Origin of the sequence: Leptolyngbya sp. FACHB-711 (assembly GCF_014695615.1) — a bacterium.
GTDB lineage: Bacteria > Cyanobacteriota > Cyanobacteriia > Elainellales > Elainellaceae > Leptolyngbya_A.
This window is the reverse complement of record NZ_JACJOR010000082.1, coordinates 1-19,509: the sequence shown is the minus strand read 5'-3', so window position 1 is coordinate 19,509 and position 19,509 is coordinate 1. Positions and strand designations below refer to the sequence as shown.

14 protein-coding genes and 2 pseudogenes are annotated in these 19,509 nt (G+C 50.9%); 13 read left to right on the top strand and 3 right to left on the bottom strand.

The genetic code is table 11. The annotated features are described in order from the left end of the window. Positions 1-213: 213 nt before the first annotated feature. On the bottom strand, positions 214-1,737 hold the full coding sequence (locus tag H6F80_RS02185; protein WP_199296315.1) for a DUF2157 domain-containing protein: 1,524 nt from the start codon (positions 1,735-1,737) through the stop codon (positions 214-216). A gap of 155 nt (positions 1,738-1,892) precedes the next feature. Continuing rightward, complete coding sequence (locus H6F80_RS02180; protein WP_190789974.1) at positions 1,893-3,632, bottom strand: caspase family protein; 1,740 nt, start codon at positions 3,630-3,632, stop codon at positions 1,893-1,895. 360 nt (positions 3,633-3,992) lie between these two features. On the opposite strand from H6F80_RS02180, the gene H6F80_RS30200 reads away from it, so the two are divergent. Both H6F80_RS30200 and H6F80_RS02170 read left to right on the top strand, forming a co-directional pair. Next, entirely contained in the window at positions 3,993-4,820 is an 828-nt protein-coding gene (locus H6F80_RS30200; RefSeq protein WP_190789973.1) for a PT domain-containing protein, read from the top strand. A gap of 5 nt (positions 4,821-4,825) precedes the next feature. Then, complete coding sequence (locus H6F80_RS02170; RefSeq protein ID WP_190789972.1) at positions 4,826-5,005, top strand: hypothetical protein; 180 nt, start codon at positions 4,826-4,828, stop codon at positions 5,003-5,005. On the opposite strand, the gene H6F80_RS31035 is transcribed toward H6F80_RS02170, so the two are convergent. Then, on the bottom strand, positions 5,002-5,109 hold the full coding sequence (locus tag H6F80_RS31035; RefSeq protein ID WP_518523502.1) for a helix-turn-helix domain-containing protein: 108 nt from the start codon (positions 5,107-5,109) through the stop codon (positions 5,002-5,004). The genes H6F80_RS02170 and H6F80_RS31035 overlap by 4 nt on opposite strands. A 91-nt stretch (positions 5,110-5,200) precedes the next feature. Here H6F80_RS31035 and H6F80_RS02165 point away from each other — a divergent pair. The 11 genes and pseudogenes from H6F80_RS02165 to H6F80_RS02120 all read left to right on the top strand — a co-directional run. Then, positions 5,201-5,708: pseudogene (locus H6F80_RS02165) on the top strand (transposase); the annotation flags it as partial. A 172-nt stretch (positions 5,709-5,880) separates the two neighbouring features. After that, the gene (locus tag H6F80_RS02160) at positions 5,881-6,168 is read left to right on the top strand and encodes a hypothetical protein (RefSeq protein WP_206755023.1); all 288 of its coding nucleotides are present in this window, start codon (positions 5,881-5,883) and stop codon (positions 6,166-6,168) included. A gap of 56 nt (positions 6,169-6,224) precedes the next feature. Beyond that, positions 6,225-6,467: a hypothetical protein gene (locus tag H6F80_RS02155; protein WP_190789970.1), complete on the top strand. Its 243-nt coding sequence runs from the start codon at positions 6,225-6,227 to the stop codon at positions 6,465-6,467. After that, positions 6,437-6,667: pseudogene (locus H6F80_RS02150) on the top strand (IS256 family transposase); the annotation flags it as partial. The gene H6F80_RS02155 and the pseudogene H6F80_RS02150, both read left to right, overlap by 31 nt. A gap of 511 nt (positions 6,668-7,178) precedes the next feature. After that, positions 7,179-10,781 carry a WD40 domain-containing protein gene (locus H6F80_RS02145; RefSeq protein WP_190789969.1) on the top strand — a complete coding sequence of 1,201 codons (3,603 nt, stop codon included), beginning with the start codon at positions 7,179-7,181 and terminating at the stop codon, positions 10,779-10,781. 77 nt (positions 10,782-10,858) lie between these two features. Next, positions 10,859-12,001, top strand: a complete 1,143-nt coding sequence (locus H6F80_RS02140; protein ID WP_242067121.1) for a cellulose synthase family protein — start codon at positions 10,859-10,861, stop codon at positions 11,999-12,001. Between the two features lie 27 nt (positions 12,002-12,028). Then, positions 12,029-12,337: a hypothetical protein gene (locus H6F80_RS29570; RefSeq protein ID WP_242067120.1), complete on the top strand. Its 309-nt coding sequence runs from the start codon at positions 12,029-12,031 to the stop codon at positions 12,335-12,337. Between the two features lie 68 nt (positions 12,338-12,405). Continuing rightward, on the top strand, positions 12,406-13,038 hold the full coding sequence (locus tag H6F80_RS02135) for a CHAT domain-containing protein (protein WP_190789968.1): 633 nt from the start codon (positions 12,406-12,408) through the stop codon (positions 13,036-13,038). A 335-nt stretch (positions 13,039-13,373) separates the two neighbouring features. Then, positions 13,374-15,086 (top strand): AAA-like domain-containing protein, encoded by a 1,713-nt coding sequence (locus tag H6F80_RS02130; RefSeq protein WP_347277813.1) that lies wholly within the window; start codon positions 13,374-13,376, stop codon positions 15,084-15,086. After that, entirely contained in the window at positions 15,086-19,096 is a 4,011-nt protein-coding gene (locus H6F80_RS02125) for a WD40 domain-containing protein (RefSeq protein ID WP_190789966.1), read from the top strand. Before H6F80_RS02130 ends, H6F80_RS02125 begins: the two co-directional genes overlap by 1 nt. 3 nt (positions 19,097-19,099) lie before the next feature. Next, positions 19,100-19,509, top strand: a 410-nt coding sequence (locus tag H6F80_RS02120; RefSeq protein ID WP_190789965.1) for an AAA-like domain-containing protein, incomplete at its 3' end; no start/stop codon positions are given.

Below are 19,509 nucleotides of genomic sequence, written 5' to 3'. Positions count from 1 at the left end.
GATGAAAAGATACCTTTCCTTAAGGATAGGCAGGGAAGGCACTTTTTTGTATGGAACCAGGGAAGGAAGCTCTGATCGACTTCGGAACTTGGAATTTAGGAGGTCGCAATTAAGAATGGCAGCGAGGAGAGTGATTGAGCAGGGTGAAGGGTTTATCGGTCGTCTTGAGGGTGAGCAGGGAGATAAACCGCTGGTCTACTCCAGGTTTTGCAATTACGAATTCCGAACTCCGAATTCTGAATTTCTGAGGGTGCGAACATAACGCTCAAACCAGAGACCGATCGCAATAATGCCAATGCCGCAGAGCAGAAACGCCAGGGACTTCACCAGCAGTCCGGTGTCGTATTCCAGGGTACGGCTGAGAATTTGCAGCGTCAGCAGAATTAAGCCACTCCAAAACAGACTGCGCTGACCTTCGGCGAGTCCTTCTCGTAGAAATCGCGTTGCCATTACAAAAAATACGGCATTTATTAAAAGCGTTGCCAGCTCCAGGATCGGATTTATGCTCCAGTGCCAGAAGCCTAGCAGTGCCAGCAGCACCAGCACCAGCAGCACCAGCGCATCAGTTTGGCTCAGTCTCCAGCGATCGGTTCTTTGGGGACGCGCCAGATTAATCCACTGAAGAATCGCGATGACCGTAAACAGCAGCAGATTGGGATTCAGCAAAAACGATCGCCCGTTTGTAATCAATCGTCCCAGCTGCTGCGAAAGCGGCAAATCGGTTCCTGGAAAATCCCAGGCATTGTGAAACGACAGGATGTAAAGCAGTCCCACTAAAAAAATAATGGCTAAGCTGCGGGCAAGCGGCGCAAAAGTCGCGGTTTTCTCGGTTTGATGCTCCTCATTCTGGTGTACAGCCTGTCCTTCGTCCTCGAAGCTCCAGAGCAGCGCGGGCGGAATTGTAAAGGCGATCGCAGCTAGAAACCCCGACGCAAAATTTAGCCCCAGACCAAACGACTGCAAGACGACTTCAAACGAAGAAATCACGGCGATCGACCCTAGCACGAAAATCGTTCTAGAGCGACACCAGTAGGCAAGAGGCAGAAACAGCAGCGTGGCGGCGATCGGCATGTTGCGAATCAGCAGCATAATTCCGGGCAGCGTGCCCAAACCCACTAGGTAAGAAACGCCGCTCCAATAGCCAATGCCCATCAGCAAAATCGCCAGCACTCCCAGCAGGGTCAGCCGCAGCGCGTATGCCATTGCCAGCACCGCCAGCCCCCAGACCAGACAGAGTTCGGCAAACGTGCCTGTGCTGTGAAACATCTGCCCCACCAGTGCCAGATTTGCCCCCAGGATGAGTGCTCCCAGCAGCAATAAGCCCAGTCCGAACCGATGCTGCCAGTTCTTTTGTAAACTTGCTTGCGGGACGAGATGCCAGAGATAAAAGCCGATCGTACTCACACCCAAAAATAGTGCCATCAGCAAGAGCAGTTTTACGCCCCGCCCGATCGCCTGCCAGTTTGCTGCGACAAAGGTAATCACGCTCAGCCCCAGCAGCGCACAGCCTAAACACAGCACCACGACGACAAATCGATCGCGAGCAATGCGGTCTAGCCCTTCAAACTGATAGCGGTCTGCAAGCTGCTGAAACTGGTCTGCGTTAATCAAGCCTTCCGATCGCCATTGCTCTGCTTCCTGACGCAACTGCTGCCGAAACTTCTCTGAGGCCATTGCCGCATCCTGTTCTGGATTATCGGATGATTTCCGTGCCTCTACTCTGCCAGAGATTTGCAAACTCAGCGTGACCTAAAGGACAGCTATTGAAGTGGTGTGTCTGTGGGTTCTAATCGCTGTGACAGATCACCTTGAACGCAGTATCAACAGTTTTTAACGGCTCCTTAGCTACACAGCTTTAGCTACACAGCTTTAGCTGCACTACTGCTGCACCACTAAGGATTTACCGGAGGTTGACTGCGCCGCCACTCGGCGATCGCTTCCTGGGCTTTGGGATAGGTCGGCGTATTGGGTGGAACGAGCTCAGCCGTCTGAATTGCCAGATCGAGATTGCCTTCTGTTGCGCGATCCTGAGCAAGCTGGAAAATGAGCTGACTCCACTGGGCGATTGACTGCTGAGCACGGGCGTAAACTTCAGGGCGATCGTTAGGAACCAGCAGCCCCGTGCGAATGGCTCCCCCATAGTTTTCGGCTGCGGCTGGCGTTGAGCCATCATTGCCGCGATCAGCTCTGCCCTGCGCCATGTCGAGAATAATCTGACTCCAGCGATCGATGTGCTGCTGTGCTTCGTCGAAGAGCGGCTGACCGGGACGAATCAGGCGGGCAATCTCGATCGCATCAACAAAGTCAGAAGCTTGATTTTCAGTCGAAGATTCCCGCGATCGGCTCGTCATACTTTTTGCCTGACTCAGCAAGCCGCGGTTGGTTTGCTCCAGCAGTTTGAGCGTATTGGGGGTTTGCTGCTCTGGGGTGAGCTGGCTAAGCTGCTGTGAGGCTTCCTGATACTGACGCGCCTGGATTGCGGTTTCGGCGGCTGCCGTTAGCGTTGCCGGATCAAGGGGAACTGCCAGCGTTGGAGGCGAGTTTGTGGGCGCAGAAGCCGTCGGAGCAGGCGGATTAGCAGGTTTATCCTGTCCAAAAATGACCGCCGCGTTTCGCAGCAGCACGCCGACCAGCAGCAGACTTACCAGAATGCCGCCCCAGAGCAGCAATCGCTGCCAGAACGGATCTTGAGGCAACAAAGCGGCTCCTCCCGAAGCAGGAATCGGAGTCGTTTGAACTGGAGCAGGCTGATGTTCTGGAGGAATCGACGGCAAAGCCACCGCAGGCTCATCGATCGCCGAAGCTGCATAGGATCGCTCTAGCAACGATCGAATTCCTACCCCCGTTTCACCTTCTCCCCCGCCCACACCGACCGGAGCCACTGCACCCAGACGCACCGCCGCTGCTTCGGGCACAATGAGCTGATATTTCTGAGCCAGCGGCAAAAAGGCTAAAGGATCTTGTCGCGGTCGCCAGTGCTGTTCGCTCAGTTCCGGCAGGCGATCGGTCAAATACTGCACTAACTGATCGAGCGTAAAACAGCTTCGATAGCGAATCGCCTCTATCAACGTCGCGGTGAAAAGTCCCTGCCGCAGGGCGATCGTCTCGTGGGAAAACTGCTGCGGCTGACTGGAAAGAATCGTGGCGATCCCATAATGCTGAGCAAGCTGTAGCGTTTGATTGCCAACTCCGTCTCCGGTGAGGTGATTGTGAGTGCGGTTCACATCCAGCAGCAGCACAACTTGCTGAGTCGGGGCAGTTTTGAGCCGTTGAAAAACTGTGTCGATCGCAATTCCGGTTTCTGCGGGACGAGTGGGGTCACTGTCGATCGGCATCAGGTAATCAACCCCGTTCTGCTGAATTCCATAGCCGCTGAAAAAGCACCACAGCACGTCCTTGGCGGCGAGGCGCGTCTGGCAAATCTGCTCGATCGCCTGCGGAATGTTCTTTTGAGTGGGATAGAGCGATCCTTCAGCACAATCCGTCAGGGTCAGGCAGCAGTCGGTAGAGAACCCCGCTTCCTGAACCCAGAAATCGCGCAAGCTTTGTGCATCTCGCTGAGCATACAAAAGAGGTTGCAGCTTTTGAGTTTGATATTGATTAATTCCGATCGCGATCGCCCAGTGTGCCATTCCGTTTCACCCGTTCTCCAGCCGTAAAATGCGTTAACCCTGTGCCGGTCTAAGTGGATTCCTTGCCCTGTCTAAGCTAAGAATGCCCAGACGATAACACAATCTATTCAGTCCCGGCACACAGGGGATCGCGAAAAATAGAGGTTTCTACCCAAGGGCAGCAGGCAAAACAGCATTGAATTCTGCCGCCAAATCAACTAAAACAGTGTGGTTAAACGCACCGGATGTTTTCGAGAGGTCAGAATGCCCCAGCATCACCATTTGAGCAGAAGTCTAGCGAGCAGAGATCCAGCGAGCAGAGATCCAGCGAGCAGAAGTCTAGTAAGCAGGAAACATCGCCGTCATCCGATCCTCACAGGCTTGCTGCATTGGGGGTCTACCCTCTCGATCGCTGCCACTCTCTCCCTGCTGCCTTTGGGATTCCATGCTGAATTGGCTCAGGCTTATCCGCGTCAAACTTCGGTGTCGGTCGCTCAGCAGGAAGGGGACAGCTACACAGCTCTGGTGCGTCGGGCAGAGACAGCGGCGCGAACCACGGCTCAGCAGATTTTTGACGGCGATATTTTGGTAAGCGAAGTCGCAATTACGGTGGTGGGAGAAAGCGGAACTTCGATCGTCCCCATTCTGACAATGCGTGTGAGTCGCGACAACTGGCGTACCCGTCCTGATCCGCAGCAGTGGTCAACTTATTTTCGCAGTGCCCGATCGCTTCTCGAACTGGGAACTCCCGCTGCCAGTCCTCCTTCTGCGCCTGCGGCTCCAGTGCCCTCTGCTCCCGTCAATTCTCCAGCAGCGCAACCGGGAACCGTCCCACCCGCGAATGTGATTCCGCCTGCGGATGCTTCACCGACAAACCAGCCTACACCCCAACCTGCGAATCAGCCGAGCGATCAACCCGCGAATCAGCCGAGCGATCAACCCGCGAATCAACCCGCGAATCAGCCGACCAATCAACCCGCAAATCAACCCACGGGTCAACCTGCAAACCAGCCCCCCACGTTTAATCAGCCGTTCAATCAGCCTGCAAACCCATCTGGGAATCAGCCGTCCAATCAGCCTGCAAACCCAGGAGTTGCCCCAACCCCGACACCGGGAACACCCACTCCTCCTCCAGCTCCCTCGCAAACGACTGCCCCAAATTCTGCCCCGATCGATTCCCCTGCAACTCCGGCAGGACAAGGGGGTTAAAGGCTTTGGCTACTCTAACTCTGGCATTGACGGGACTGGCGCGAATCGAACGCGCGACCTATCGCTTAGGAGGCGATGAGCAATCCTTACATATCAGAGGTTTTAGCTTGTTTGAGAAAATTTACACCCAAATTACACCCAACCTTAAAGCTTTATCCCTCCTTCACACAACCGATCGCCTCTAACCCTCATCCGGTTCGTAGACTATAAAATCTCCTAGTTGCCATCCATAGGCTTGGCAGACTTTCTCAATCACTTCTCCCGTAGGTTCCTGAGCATAAATCAGCAAGCAGAGAGCTATGTTTATTTGTGGTGTATGAGTAAAGGGGAAGAAGGGGTGTGTCCTGCTGGATAAGCAAAGACCAGACGAGGATACACCAGTGAATAACGATAATGTTATTGCATTTCAGGCAGCGGAAACAGCTGCACCTTTCAGTGATGCTTTGAGTGAATTAGTTCGTCAAGGTGCTCGCCAGATCATTGCTCAAGCAGTCGAGGCAGAGCTGCAAGAGTTTCTTGCCCAATACCAGTGCCTCAAAGATGACCAAGGACGGCAAGCAGTGGTTCGCAATGGCTACTTGCCGGAGCGAACGATTGTGACAGGGATTGGGGAGGTAGAAATTCAGGTGCCTAAAGTACGAGATCGCAGTGGCAATGGCATCAAGTTCACCTCATCGTTGTTGCCGCCATATCTAAAGCGTTCCCAGAGTGTGGAGGAGGTGTTGCCCTGGCTTTGTCTTAAGGGGGTATCCACTGGCGATTTCTCAGAAGCACTGGCTAGGGGCACAGGCAAAAGGATTGTCAGCCAGTACGATTAGCCGTCTGAAGGCGCAATGGATTGAGGAACATCAACAGTGGCAGAAGCGATCCCTTGCAGGTAAACGCTACGCAGGACTTAGGCAGCAACAGGATAAGGTAGAACAAGCCATCCAGGGTTGAGGCTATGAGCTTCACTAAATTAGATTACTGCCAATATCTGCTCAGCAGTCCGGTCAACTACACCTTGACCAACTTAGCTGAACATGTCGAAGGAGTCAGCCATGATCAGGTGAATTGATATTTGCGCCAGGAGAAACTGACACCCCGACTGTTAGGGGAGAACGTCAAGGGGCAAGTTGAATTGAGCGACGAGGGATACATCATCTTTGATGACACCGTGCTGGACAAACGGTATGCCAGCAGCATTAAGATGAGCCGACGACAGTACAATGGGTGTGAACATCGAGTGATTCGCGGCATTGGTTTAGTAGTTGCCTGTACGTTAATGCCCATACTCGACAGTTTTGGGTGGTGGACTATCGCCTGTACGACCCGGATGGGGACGGTAAAAGTAAACTCGACCCTGTGATGGAGATGCTCGACCACTGAGTAGAGACCAAGCAGTTGCCGTTTAAGACCGTGCTGATGGACAGTTGGTACGCCGCTCAAAAGTTAATGGCGCACATCGACAGCTTAGGCAAGATTTACTATTGTCCGCTTAAGGTGAACCGACTCGTAGACGATAGCAGCGGGATTCAAAAGTACAAACGCATTGACCAGATGGAGTGGTGCGAGATTGAACAACGCCAAGGCAAGCTGGCCAAACTGCGTGGTTTTCCCAAGGATAAAAAGGTGAAATTGAATCGACTTCTGCCACAGTGCGCTTAAGGACGGATAAAACACGAGGCTGTGTTTCGCAAGATAGCATTCTGTCGTTGGTTTTCAAACTGGTACAGAGTGCTCAGAAGCGCTGGTTACAAATTCGAAGCTTCAAACGTTTAGCGGAGGTGATTGAAGGAGTGAAATTCAAGGATGGAATTCGAGTAGATCAGCAATCCAACTCAAATGTCAGCAAAAACGCCGCTTAATTCTTCTTCATACACCAGATTTGGTAGCCAGTCGAGTATTTGAAGATGAGGTCGATTTAGCCGATGCGATTATGGAGGGTATTGAGAACAGGGGGAGGAACAGCGGCTACCCGGTAGAACGTTTTAAGTTTAATTAGGTTGTCCTACTTAATAACTCACAAACGGTTTACAGTCTGAACTTCAACCTTGACGGGAAAACGCTGCTATCCACCGGAGCAGAGCGGTCAATTTTGCTTTGGAACCTGGAGCAGTTTCACAATTGGCATTTAGACGATTTGATGCGGACAGGTTGCCAATGGATTCGAGACGCTTTACAGCCAATACGGGTTTCTTCAACGGGATTAACCAATCGATTTGTCGCGGTTTCTCATTGCTTCCAAGAACCGAATAAGTTAGTTCTTTTGGCCATAGGTGCAGCAGTTAAACTTAGAATATGTCTTGGTGAGGCAATCAACTTGGGTGCAGCAGCGATGAATGTTGTGTTGTTCCATATTCTGGTTGGGTTGCTATAGTGGCGATCGAGTTTTCTTCTACATCTTGTTTTTTTAAGCTGGGCGGCACACTGGAGGCGGATGCTCCAAGCTATGTGCAGCGACAGGCAGATGAAGATTTTTATCAGGGACTCAAGGCAGGAGAGTTCTGTTATGTGCTGAATGCCAGGCAGATGGGCAAATCTAGCTTGCAGGCGCGAACGCGGGAACGGCTGGAGGCGGACGGAATTCGCTGTGCGATGCTGGATATTACGGCGATTGGAACAACGGAAAGCACGGCAGTCGAATGGTATGCCGGAATTATCGATCTGCTGGTGAACAGTTTTGAGCTGTATAACGAGTTTGATTTAGAGTCATGGTGGGAAAGTTTGCCGCTGTTGTCTCCGGTGCAGCGACTTAGCAAATTCCTGGAATCGGTGCTGTTGCGAACCGTGCCGGAACCGATCGTCATTTTTGTGGATGAGATCGACAGTGTGCGAAGTTTGCCGTTTGACACCGATGACTTTTTTGCCGTTATTCGCAGCGTTTATAACCGTCGATCGGCTCAGCCAATTTATCGGCGGTTAACGTTTGCGCTAATTGGGGCAGCAACGCCGGTCGATTTAATTCGGGATATGCAGCGAACGCCGTTTAATGTGGGACGGGCGATTGAATTGACAGGGTTTAGCCTGAATGAGGCAGAGCCTTTGCGGGCAGGACTGGGCGAGGCGCAGGAGACAATCGCTGAGATTCTAGATTGGACAGGCGGACAGCCATTTTTGACACAAAAGCTTTGTGCGCTTATTCGGAGTGGTTTCCAGGGAGCAGAAAAGCCGGTGGGCAAACGTACTGACTGGGTGGCACAGGTTGTGCAGGCAGAGATTGTTGAGAACTGGGAAGGAAAAGACGACCCGGTACATTTGCGAACGATTCGAGGACGGGTGCTGGAGGTGGAAGAAGCGCAGGCAGGGCGACTGCTGGGGCTATATCAGCAGGTATTGTCGCAGCAGAACGGACTGGAGGCAGATGATTCAACCGAGCAGATGCAGTTGCGGCTGTCGGGACTAGTCGTCAAGCGCAATGGACGATTGCAGGTGTATAACCGCATCTATCAGCAGGTGTTCGATTCCGCCTGGGTAACTACCGAGTTAGCCAAGCTGCGTCCGGCTTACTATCAAGTGGCAATCGCGGAGTGGCTGGCTTCAGATCAGCAAGATGAATCGCTGTTGCTGCGCGGAAAAACGTTGCAGGATGCGCGGGACTGGGCACAAGGAAAAAGTTTATCGGAGGACGATCGCCGCTTTTTAGATGCGAGTTTGGCGCTGGAAGGGCGGGAAGTGCAGCGCAAGCTAGAGGCGGAGGCAGAGGCAAATCGGATTTTGATGGCAGCGCGGCAAAAGGCGGAGACGGAGTTGGAGGCAGCGAATCAGCAGTTAAAGGTTGTGAATCAGAAGGTGAGGTTGGGCGGTGCAGTATTGGCGGCTTCGCTGGTATTAGCGGGATTTGCGGGAATTGGCGCAGTGACGGCAATACAGCAAAAAATCGATGCCGAGAAAAAGGCAGCCGCAGCCGATCAAAGAACCCAAATCGAAGAACAGAGTCGGGCAGCGTTGCGACAGTTTGATTCCAACCAAACCGAATCGCTGATTACTGCGCTAGAAGCAGGGCAAGTGCTAAGTACCTTGATTCAGCGGCGATCGCAGGACAAAGATGCCGTTTTGATCGATCAAAAACTTGCCCTGGTGCAATATCCAACCTATGCGCCGCTGATGGCACTTCAGCAGATTTTAAGCAAGATTCAGGAGCGGCAAATTCCCGTTCTGAGCGGCAGCATTCACAGTTTAAGCTGGACACAGGACGGGGAAATGCTGGCGATCGCGGGTGAGGATAGCCAAATTCAGCTCTTGAACTCCAATGGCAGTTTAATCAGAGCTATTCATGCCGAGCAGGGAACGGTGAACGCTGCCCGCTGGACAAGCGATTCGGAGATTTTAGCAACAGGCGGAAGCAATGGAACCGTAAAGCTATGGCAGTCAGACGGCACGCTGATGCAAACTATCCAAGCCCAGCAGGGAGCAGTGAACAGCGTCGATTGGACACCGGACGGAAAACTCTTAGCAACCAGTGGAGATAACGATACGGTCAAGCTGTGGAACCGCAAGGGTGACTTAATTAAGGTGCTGCAAGCCAATCAGAAGAACGTCAACGATCTGGATTGGGCATCGGACGGAGCGATCTTAGCAACAAGCGGCGATAACGGCACAGTGAAGCTGTGGAACCGGGAGGGTACGCTGATTAAAACCATCCAAGTCAACCCATCCGATCGCGTTAGCAGTCTGGTTTGGACCCCCGATGGTCAAATCATGGTGACGGGCGGACACAATCAGCTCAAGCTTTGGAGTCGAAACGGCAGCCTGATCAAAGAAATCCGAACGAATCAGGACTGGGTTCACAGTCTGAGCTGGACAAGGAATGGTCAAATCCTCGCGACAGGTGGAGAAGATGGCAGTACGAAATTATGGCAGTCGGACGGAACGTTAATTAGCGATATCAAAGCTAGTCAGGGCACGGTTCGCAGCATCGACTGGTCACCAGATGGCACAATTCTGGCGATCGGTGGTCAGAACGGTGATGTTAAATTATGGAGCCACCAGAATTCATTCAATGCAGAAATTAACCTAGAAATTCCGGCAAATCAGGGCGATTACTCCAGCCTAGCCTGGACTCCAGACGGTCAGACGCTTGCATCTGGTGGCAATAATGGCAGCGTCAAACTGTGGCAGCGTGACGGCACACCAATCGCGACAATCCAGACCAGTCAAGGCAGGGTTTGGAGCTTGAGCTGGACACCGGATAGCCAAATCCTCGCGACGGGTGGCGATAACGGCAACGCTAGACTGTGGAAACCAGACGGAACCCCGATCGCGGAAATTCCGGCAGATCAGGGATGGGCGTTTAGCCTGGACTGGTCAGCCGACGGACAAACCCTGGCAACCACAGGCGGCACGAGTTCAAGCTTAAAACTGTGGAGCCAAAACGGAACGCCAATTTCTGAAATCAAAACCGATCAGCAGGTAGTTAGAAACGTTCGGTGGATCGGAAGGGAACCCCTCCTATCAATAGGTGCAGAAGACGGCAGCGTCAAACTTTGGAAACCAGACGGAACGCTGATTCAAACTATTCCAGCTTTTGATGTCAAAGTCTGGAGTATGGATTGGTCGCCGAACGGTGCAATTCTGGCGGTGGGGGCAGACAATGGGCGGGTCAAATTATGGAGGCGAGATGGAACGCTAATCACAGAGCTTCAGGCGCATCAGGGTACTGTCTGGACAGTGGATTGGACAAACGATGGACAAATCTTAGCGACCAGCGGCAATGACGGCATGATTCGATTATGGAATCATCAGGGTGTTCTGATCACGGAAATCCAGACGAATCAAGGCAGTATCTATAGCGTCAACTGGTCGAGCGATGGAAAAATTCTTGCGGCGGGCGGACATAATGAAACGATCAGGCTATGGGCGATCGACGGTCTGGATACTTTGCTGGTCAAAGGCTGTCGTTGGCTAGAAGGCTATCTCGCTACTTCACCCCAAACCCAAAACAGGCTCACGGCTTGCCAAACGCTGAAGCCAAGTCGCTGAATCAGTGCGTTCCTGAACAAAATAAGCCGCTCTAGAAGAGTAGTGCTCTCAGTATTCTCATTTATCCCAAAGGCTGTATGCAAAACGGTGTTGCCTCAGACACTCTGAATTGGATTCCTGGTCTGTATCTCAGCGTTCTCTGCTTTATTTCGCTGTATAGCTTTCATCGGCTTTTGATGGTCTGGCGGTTCTATCAACACAAACCAACAATGCCTAAACCGATCGGATTTTATACTAGCGAGCAACTGCCCAAAATAACGATACAGTTACCGATTTTTAATGAAATGTATGTAGTTGAGCGGCTGCTAGAAGCCGTTTCTAAACTGAACTATCCTCAAGATAAATTAGAGATTCAGGTTTTAGATGATTCTACAGACGAAACGCAAAGGATTTGCCAAGAAAAAGTAGCTGTCCTGCGGAATCAAAATTTTAATATTCACTATATTTATCGCTACAAGCGTGAAGGCTTTAAGGCAGGCGCATTAGCTAATGGTCTCAAGTCGGCATCTGGAGAATTGGTGATGATTTTTGATGCTGACTTCGTTCCCCCGCCAGCCACGCTTCTGAAAATGGTGAACTATTTTTCAGATCCCCATGTTGCAATGGTGCAGGCTCGCTGGGGGCATGTTAACCGTCAGTATTCAGGTTTGACAAAAATTCAAGCCCTGATGCTGGATGGACACTTTATCGTGGAACAGATTGCCCGCCACCGTTCAGGCTGTTTTTTTAACTTCAACGGCACGGCTGGAATTTGGAGAATCAGCGCGATCGCTGACGCTGGCGGTTGGCGACATACCACGGTGACTGAAGATTTAGATTTATCCTATCGGGCACAGCTCAAAGGCTGGCTGTTTGTTTACCTGCCAGAAGTCGTTGTCCCCGCAGAGTTGCCGATAGAAATGAATGCGTTTAAGTCTCAGCAATACCGCTGGGCAAAGGGTTCAAGTCAGGTTGCAAAGAATTTGCTGGGAACAGTGCTTAATGCAGAGATTCCTTTCCACGTCAAGCTAGAGGCAGTGCTGCACCTGACCAACAACTTTAACTATCTGCTGCTTTTGCTATTGCTGTTGCTGTCCTTGCCTTACCAGATCTATGTCAACCAGCACCAGTGGAAATGGGAACTGTTGATTTATCTACCGCTCTTTTTGATCACAACCTTTAACTTACTTTGTTACTACGGCGTTTCTCAACGCGAACAAAACCAGATTAAATCTCCCTGAAAGTTTGGCTATCAAATTTTCTTAATGATGAGTATTGGAATTGGGTTAGCAATTAACCAATCTCTGGCAGTCTGTGATGGATTATTGAACGTGGGGGCAGATTTCGTTCGGACGCCCAAGCACGGCGTTGTCAACCGCAAACAGAGCCTCAGCGGAAAACGCTATCGTTCTGGTAAAACCTGGGTTGTTTGCCTGGAATCGCTGATGCTGGCTTATCTTGCAGTCACGCTCGCTTTTGCAGTGCAGCACGCTCATTATTGGTCGATTCCGTTTCTGGCAATGTTCTGCATAGGATATCTCTACGTTATGGGTCTCAGCCTGTATCAGAATCGCTAACAATATCATCGTTCCCTAAATCAGATTTCGCACTCCTGATTCAAACGTAAACCTGTAGATTTGCCTGAATGAAAAAAACTATCCTCATCCTTGCTGCCAATCCTGAGAACACCAGCCGTCTCCGGCTCGATCGCGAAGTGCGAGAAATTTCAGATGGCTTGCGTCGATCGCGATACCGCAACCGTTTTCAGATAGAGCAGCAATGGGCAGTGCAACCGCGAGACATTCAGCGTGCCATGCTGGAGCTGAAGCCGCAGATTGTCCATTTTTGCGGACATGGGGAAGGCGAGTCCGGGTTAGTTTTTCAAGATGCACTTGGGGAAACGAAATTAGTCAGTTCGGAAGCCCTGGCGAATTTGTTTCGTTTGTTTACCGATCGCGTCGAGTGCGTTTTACTCAATGCCTGCTACGCCGAAGCCCAGGCAGATGCGATCGTGCAGCACATTAACTATGTGATTGGCATGAAGCAAGCCGTGCGAGATGACGTAGCGATCGCTTTTGCCGCAGGTTTTTATGAAGGGCTGGGCAACGGTTTATCGATCAAAGCCGCTTTTGAACAGGGACAGCAGGCAATTCAACGGATGCTGAATCCTCAGGGGATCGATCGCAAACTTATTTCACTTAACAATTTGAATCACTTACCTGTTGTACAACTTCCGGATCATTTGGTGCCAGTCTTGAAGCGCAGAGAAGGCAGCTAGCGCTGCACGACTGTCCAGGGATTTAGAGCAAAAATTAGTAGAAAATGTTAAATCAGGGGAGTTTTGCGGTTTAAAGACGTGAATTTCATAAAAAGTAGAAGTTTCGCTCAGTAGAATCTGTTAACTTACAAAATTATGGTCATTTAAATTCTACCCAGTATTTCTACTGAGGAAGCATTGAAGACCAGCTCAGTTATATGGCTGCTTCACGAGTCGCTCCAGTACCTGGTTATCTCTGTACGCAAGTTCAAGCGTACGGAATTGCCGGTTTTGTCATTGATATTTTGCCATTGATATATAGACGGCTAGAGTAAATTATTCATTCTCCTGTTGAGTTGAAGCGAATCATGCCCCCCTCATCAAAGAAGAAAAAAACAATTCTATTTCTGGGTGCTAACCCTGCAAACTCTGATCGCCTGGATTTAGAAAGAGAAGTTAAGGAGATTAGTGACGAACTAGACAGAGCGCAAAAGCGGGATAAGTTTGAGCTAAAAACTAAGATGGCAGCGCAAACGAGAGATATTCAGTCTGCCCTCTTAGAGTTCAAACCTCAAATTGTGCATTTCTCAGGTCACGGCATTGATCAAGTCGGACTTGTGTTTGAAGACGCCAGTGGACAGGCAAGGATGGTGAGTGGAGCTGCCCTGGCATCTGTATTTAAGCTGGCTGACGATTTTGTAGAGTGTGTTGTGCTAAATGCTTGCTACTCAGAGCAACAGGCTAACGCGATCGCTCAGCACATCCCCTTTGTCATTGGCACAAGTCGGAAGGTTGGGGATGGCGTGGCAAGGGCTTTCTCATTTGGATTTTACAATGCTCTAGGGTCAGGTGAACTGTATGAATCTGCCTATGAGTGGGGCTGTAGCAGTATCCTCGTCGATGGCTTTTCTGATAGTCCAGCCCCAATTTTGAAGCGAAAGAGTGAACAGCCAGCGTTAACTGAAGCATTAACTGAGCCGATCGAGCCTGTGCTTGAGCCGCTCCCTGTCCCGTCAGGTCCAACACGAGACTTACCGATTGCACCTCTTGCGATCGATGTGCCAGAAGGCTCTATTAGCACAGACTCCCCGTTCTATATCGATCGTCCTCCAATTGAGCAGGAGTGCTACGGAACCATCTTGCGATCGGGCGCCTTAATTCGGATCAAGGCTCCACGGCAGATGGGCAAAACTTCATTGCAGCAGCGAATTCTGCAACATGCCGAAGATAATGGGCATCGGACGGGCTACATCAACTTTCAGTTGGTTGGCCCAGAGAGCCTTACTGACCTGGATAAGTTTCTGCAATGGTTTTGCCAAACTGTCACCGACAAACTTGAGCTAGAGGATCAGCTCGAAAAACACTGGAAGTCAATGCTTAGCACCAAAGTCCGGTGCAGCAACTATTTTGAGCGGTATTTACTAAAGGAAATTCAAACACCGCTCACATTAGGCTTAGATGAAGTCGATCAGGTTTTTCATCATCTAGAAATTGCGGATGGCTTTTTTAGCCTGCTGCGGGTCTGGCATGAGCAGGGCAAGGGACGCGGCAATTGGAGTAAGCTACGCCTTGTGATTGCCCATTCCAAAGAAGTCTATATCCCCCTTCACATCAACCAGTCTCCCTTCAATGTGGGGCTGCCGATCGATCTACCCGAATTGAACAAAGCGCAAGTGACCGAACTGGTGAAGCGACACGGTTTAGAGTGGTCGGCGATCCAGGTTGAGCAGCTTATGAGTGTGGCAGATGGCCATCCCTACCTGTTGCGAAAAGCACTGTATGACATTGTGAAAGGAACGCTGACTCTGGAAAGCTATTTACAGAGTGCCTACACCGAAGCCGGGCTGTATGGGGATCACTTAAGTCGGCATTTGCACAACCTGCGGGAAGACCCTGATTTAGCGGCCGCAATGCGCCGTGTGGTGATGTTAGATGAACCTGTACAGCTTGATCAAAACTATGCCTTCAAGCTACGAAGCATGGGCTTAGTCGAACTGTCCGGCAACAATGTGATTCCGCTCTGTAACCTGTACAAGGTCTATTTCCGCGATCGTCTAGGAGTTGGTTAATGAGTGCTGTTCCTTCCTCGGCTTATGCCTATTACGTTGGAGGAAGCTTACCGGTTGATGCCCAAAGTTATGTGCGCCGTCAAGCCGATCGAGAGTTGTATGAGGGGCTGAAGCACGGTGAATTTTGCTATGTGCTGAATGCGCGACAGATGGGCAAATCAAGTTTGCGGGTTCGGACCGCAGAGCGGCTTGAAGCGGAGGGAATTGCCTGCGCCACGATTGATATCACTAGTATTGGCACTTCAAATATTACCCCGGAGCAATGGTACTTCGGAGTGACCGATACGCTGATTAATTGTTTTGAACTGTACGAAACCTTCGATGGCTATGCTTGGTGGGAAGAGCATCATCTCATCTCACCCGTGCAGAAGTTCAGCCGATTTCTAAAAGAGGTACTGCTGCAACAGGTGGAGCAGCCGATCGTTATTTTTGTCGATGAGATTGATAGTGTCCTGAGTCTGCCGTTCAATATTGATGACTTCTTTGCTGTGATTCGAGACTGCTACAACAATCGAGCCAATCAGATGGAATATCGCCGTCTGACGTTTGCGCTGATTGGCGTGGCAACGCCCTCAGACTTGATTCGAGATAAGCGACGCACTCCATTTAATATTGGGCAAGCGATCGAACTCACGGGCTTTCGTTTACAGGAAGCACAGCCCTTACTACCAGGATTGGCAACTAAGGCAGAAGATCCGAAGTCTTTGCTGCGCGAAATTCTCCATTGGACAGGCGGACAGCCATTCTTGACCCAGAAAGTCTGCCGATTGGTAATGACCTCCTCATTTCCGATCGCGGCTGGAGGTGAAACAGAATGGGTCGCAAATCTGCTGCAAAGTGCGGTAATCGATCGCTGGGAAGCGCAGGATGAGCCGGAGCATTTAAAAACCATTCGCAACCGGATTCTTTACAGCAACGCTCAGCGAACAGGACGACTTTTAGGACTGTATCAGCAGGTATTGCAGCAGGGCAGTGTTGCAACTGATGACAGCCCAGAGCAGATGGAACTGCGGCTGTCGGGACTGGTGGTGCGGCGAGAAGGAAAACTCCAGGTTTATAACCCGATTTACGCTGCGGTATTCGACTTGACCTGGGTGGGTCAGGAGCTTGCCAACCTGCGTCCCTATGCAGAGACATTTAGTGCATGGGTAGAGTCTGGCTTTACAGACGAGTCACGGTTGTTGCGAGGACAAGCATTGATCGATGCTCAAGCCTGGTCACTGGGTAAGAGTTTGAGCGATCGCGACTATCAGTTTCTAGATGCCTCCCAATCCCTGGAACGACGCAGGATTGAACAAGACTTAAAAACACAGCAACAAGCGAATGAAATTCTTACGGAAGCTCAGCGACGGGCAGAGCTGGCACTTGACGAAGAGCGATCGGCGAACCAGCGTCTGACGGCAACCCAGGAAGAAACCGAGAAGCTGATTCGCAAAGGGCGCAGAGCCAGGATTATCACTTCTGTTGTGGCAGGTATTGCAACATTGGCAGCGATCGTTGCAGGTGGAATATCGGTTCAGAAAGGAGTTGAAGCATCTAGTCTGATTAAAACTGCTAACCGCAAAGAGCAGGAGCTAAAGCAGGCGACTGACCGGGCAGCAATGGCTGAAGCCAAAACGCAACAGGCAGAAAACCAGGCAAAAGCAGCAACTCAGCAGGCAGAAGCAAACGTCAACGCGGCAAAAGATCGGGAGCGGCAGGCGGAAAGTAAGGTAAAGCAAGCCGAAACAGATTTGCAAGTCGCTCAAGGACGAGTCGCTGCTGCGAATGCAAAAGTTAGGCTAGCTGAAACACAGGCAAGCCAAGCCACCCAAATAAGAAAGGCGGCACAACTTTCCCTTGACCAAGCAAAGCGGGAACAGCAACAAGCGTTACAAGGCTTGGAACAGGCAAAACAGGCGCAGCAGCAAGCTTCAGAAGAGGCTCGACAGGCACAGCAAAGCACACAGCTAGAGCAGGAATCCGTGGCAGCACTGCGCTTATTTGAGCGAGATCAAATTGGGAGTTTGTTTGATGCGCTTCGGGCAGGGCGATCGCTGCAAAGCAATTTCACCGATTCCTCTCTGGCAACTTACCCAACTGGTTCACCGTTAGTGGCACTCAGAAGTATTCTCGGTAATATTCAGGAGCAGAATCAAATTGATATTCATCAGAATGGCTCTTGGAGTGCTAGCTACAGTCTGGACGGCCAATTGTTTGCTACAGCAGGAACCAACGGTTCAGTTCGTGTTTGGAAGATGACCGGAGAACTGCTGCACGAATTTCCAGCGCATCAAGATAGAAACACCGCATCGGGTGTGAAAGATATTGCATTTACGCCAGATGGACAAAAGCTCATTACGGTTGGGGAGGATGGTGCGCTGCGGGTCTGGAGTCCAGCAGGTCAGCTTCAGTGGGAAATGACAGACTATGGAGCTGGGATCAATAGCCTTAGCCTTAATCCTACAGGCGATCGAGTGGCAATTGCTGGCAAAAACGGAACCTGGCTAATCAATTTCGTCACGCAACAGCGCGAACTCCTGCAAAATTCTGCGCTCGATCGCCACAGCAATGATGTCAGCTTCAGCCCGGATGGTCACTCTTTTGCCACCGCAGGCGACGATGGGGTGACTCGTCTGTGGGATTTATCAGGAAATCTGATCAAGGAGTTGGCTGGACATGAAGGTTCTGTGTTCAGCGTTGCCTTTAGTCCAGACGGCCAACAATTGGCAACGGCGGGACGAGACCGGAAAGCGCGGCTGTGGAATATTGCCTACGGAGACCAACCGATCGCTACTTTGTCAGGGCATGAGCGAGACATTTTTAGCATTAGCTTTAGTCCAGACAGTGAGCAAATTGCGACATCTTCCTGGGATGGAACCGCAAGACTCTGGAACACCTCTGGTCAGCAGCTTACAGTTCTTAGAGGACATCAATCCTGGATTGGCAGTGCTCGATTCAGTCCGGATGGCAAACAGCTTTTGACGACTGGATTTGATGATACAGCCCGGATATGGGACTTGAATCCCTCTCAGTTTCAAGAAGCAGAACTAGTTGGACATCAAGCTGGATACATTAAGGGAGTTTCCTATAGCCCAGATGGTCAACTCATTGCGACTGCGGGAGACACGGACGGCACCGTTCGGATCTGGGATCAATCTGGTCAGGAAGTCAAGCAGTTGCAGGTGTTTACTCCATTTACCGATCGCCGTGTCCTGGATGTCAGTTTTAGTTCAGATGGACAGCAGGTTGCGATCGCCGCCCAGGATGGCATAATCCGAATTTGGAATCCTTCAAGTGGAAAAATTAAGGAATTTCGAGGACACAGCGACTGGATTAATACGATCAGTTTCAGTCCCGATGGACAGTTTGTTCTAAGTGCCAGCAAGGATGGAACTGCTCACTTGTGGAATTTATCGGGACAAGAAATTCAAGAATTCCCAGGACACGAAAGCCAGGTCTATGATGCCGTGTTTAGTGCCGATGGGCAGCGGATTGCAACAGCTAGCAGTAACGGAAAAGTTCGCATCTGGAATCTATCCGGGCAGTTGATTAGTGAGTTTGTTGACAATACAGAAGGAGTAAATGAGATTAGCTTTAGCCCGGATGGCAGCAAAATTGCGACGGCTGGACTGGATCGCGTTGCTCGCATTAGAAGTGTCTCCGGTGAACTCATTCGTGAACTGCGGGGACATCAGCTTTGGGTGTTTGCTGTAACCTTCAGTCCAGACGGAGAGCAAATCGCAACCGCAGGTGCAGAAGGGACAGCAAAGCTTTGGAATTGGGCTGGGCAGCAAATTGCAGAATTTCCGGCGACTAGAGGACGAGGTTCAGCTATGAGCCTGAGCTTTAGTCCAGACGGCAAACAGCTGGCGACGGGAGGTGAGGATGGTGTCGGTCGGCTCTGGCAATTGGAGAATTTAGATGAACTGCTGACGAGAGGCTGTCGTTGGCTGGATGACTATCTGACCTATAGCCCCGGTGTCGAAGCAAGCGATCGTCGGCTCTGTAATACAGCACTTAAGGAGTAGGGTATGAGCGCAGCATTTTCCTATGAATACCAGGTTGGCGGTAGTCTTCCGCCCGATGCCCTAACTTATGTGTCGCGCCAAGCTGACGAAGACCTTTTTGCCGGACTCCAAGCAGGACATCTCTGCTACGTCTTCAACAGTCGCCAGATGGGAAAATCTAGTCTGCGCGTCCGTACGATCCAAAGACTGCAAGATGCGGGATTCTCCTGTGCCGCGATCGATCTTACTGAAATCGGCGACAAAGAAACGACCGCTGAGCAGTGGTATTTCGGCATTCTCAACCAAATCAGTAACAGTTTCGAGTTATACGATCGATTTGATTTAGAAACCTGGTGGGAGCACCATCATCGGCTTTCTCATGTGCAGCGGTTTAGCTTATTTTTTGAAGAAATTCTGCTGAAGTCGATCGCCGG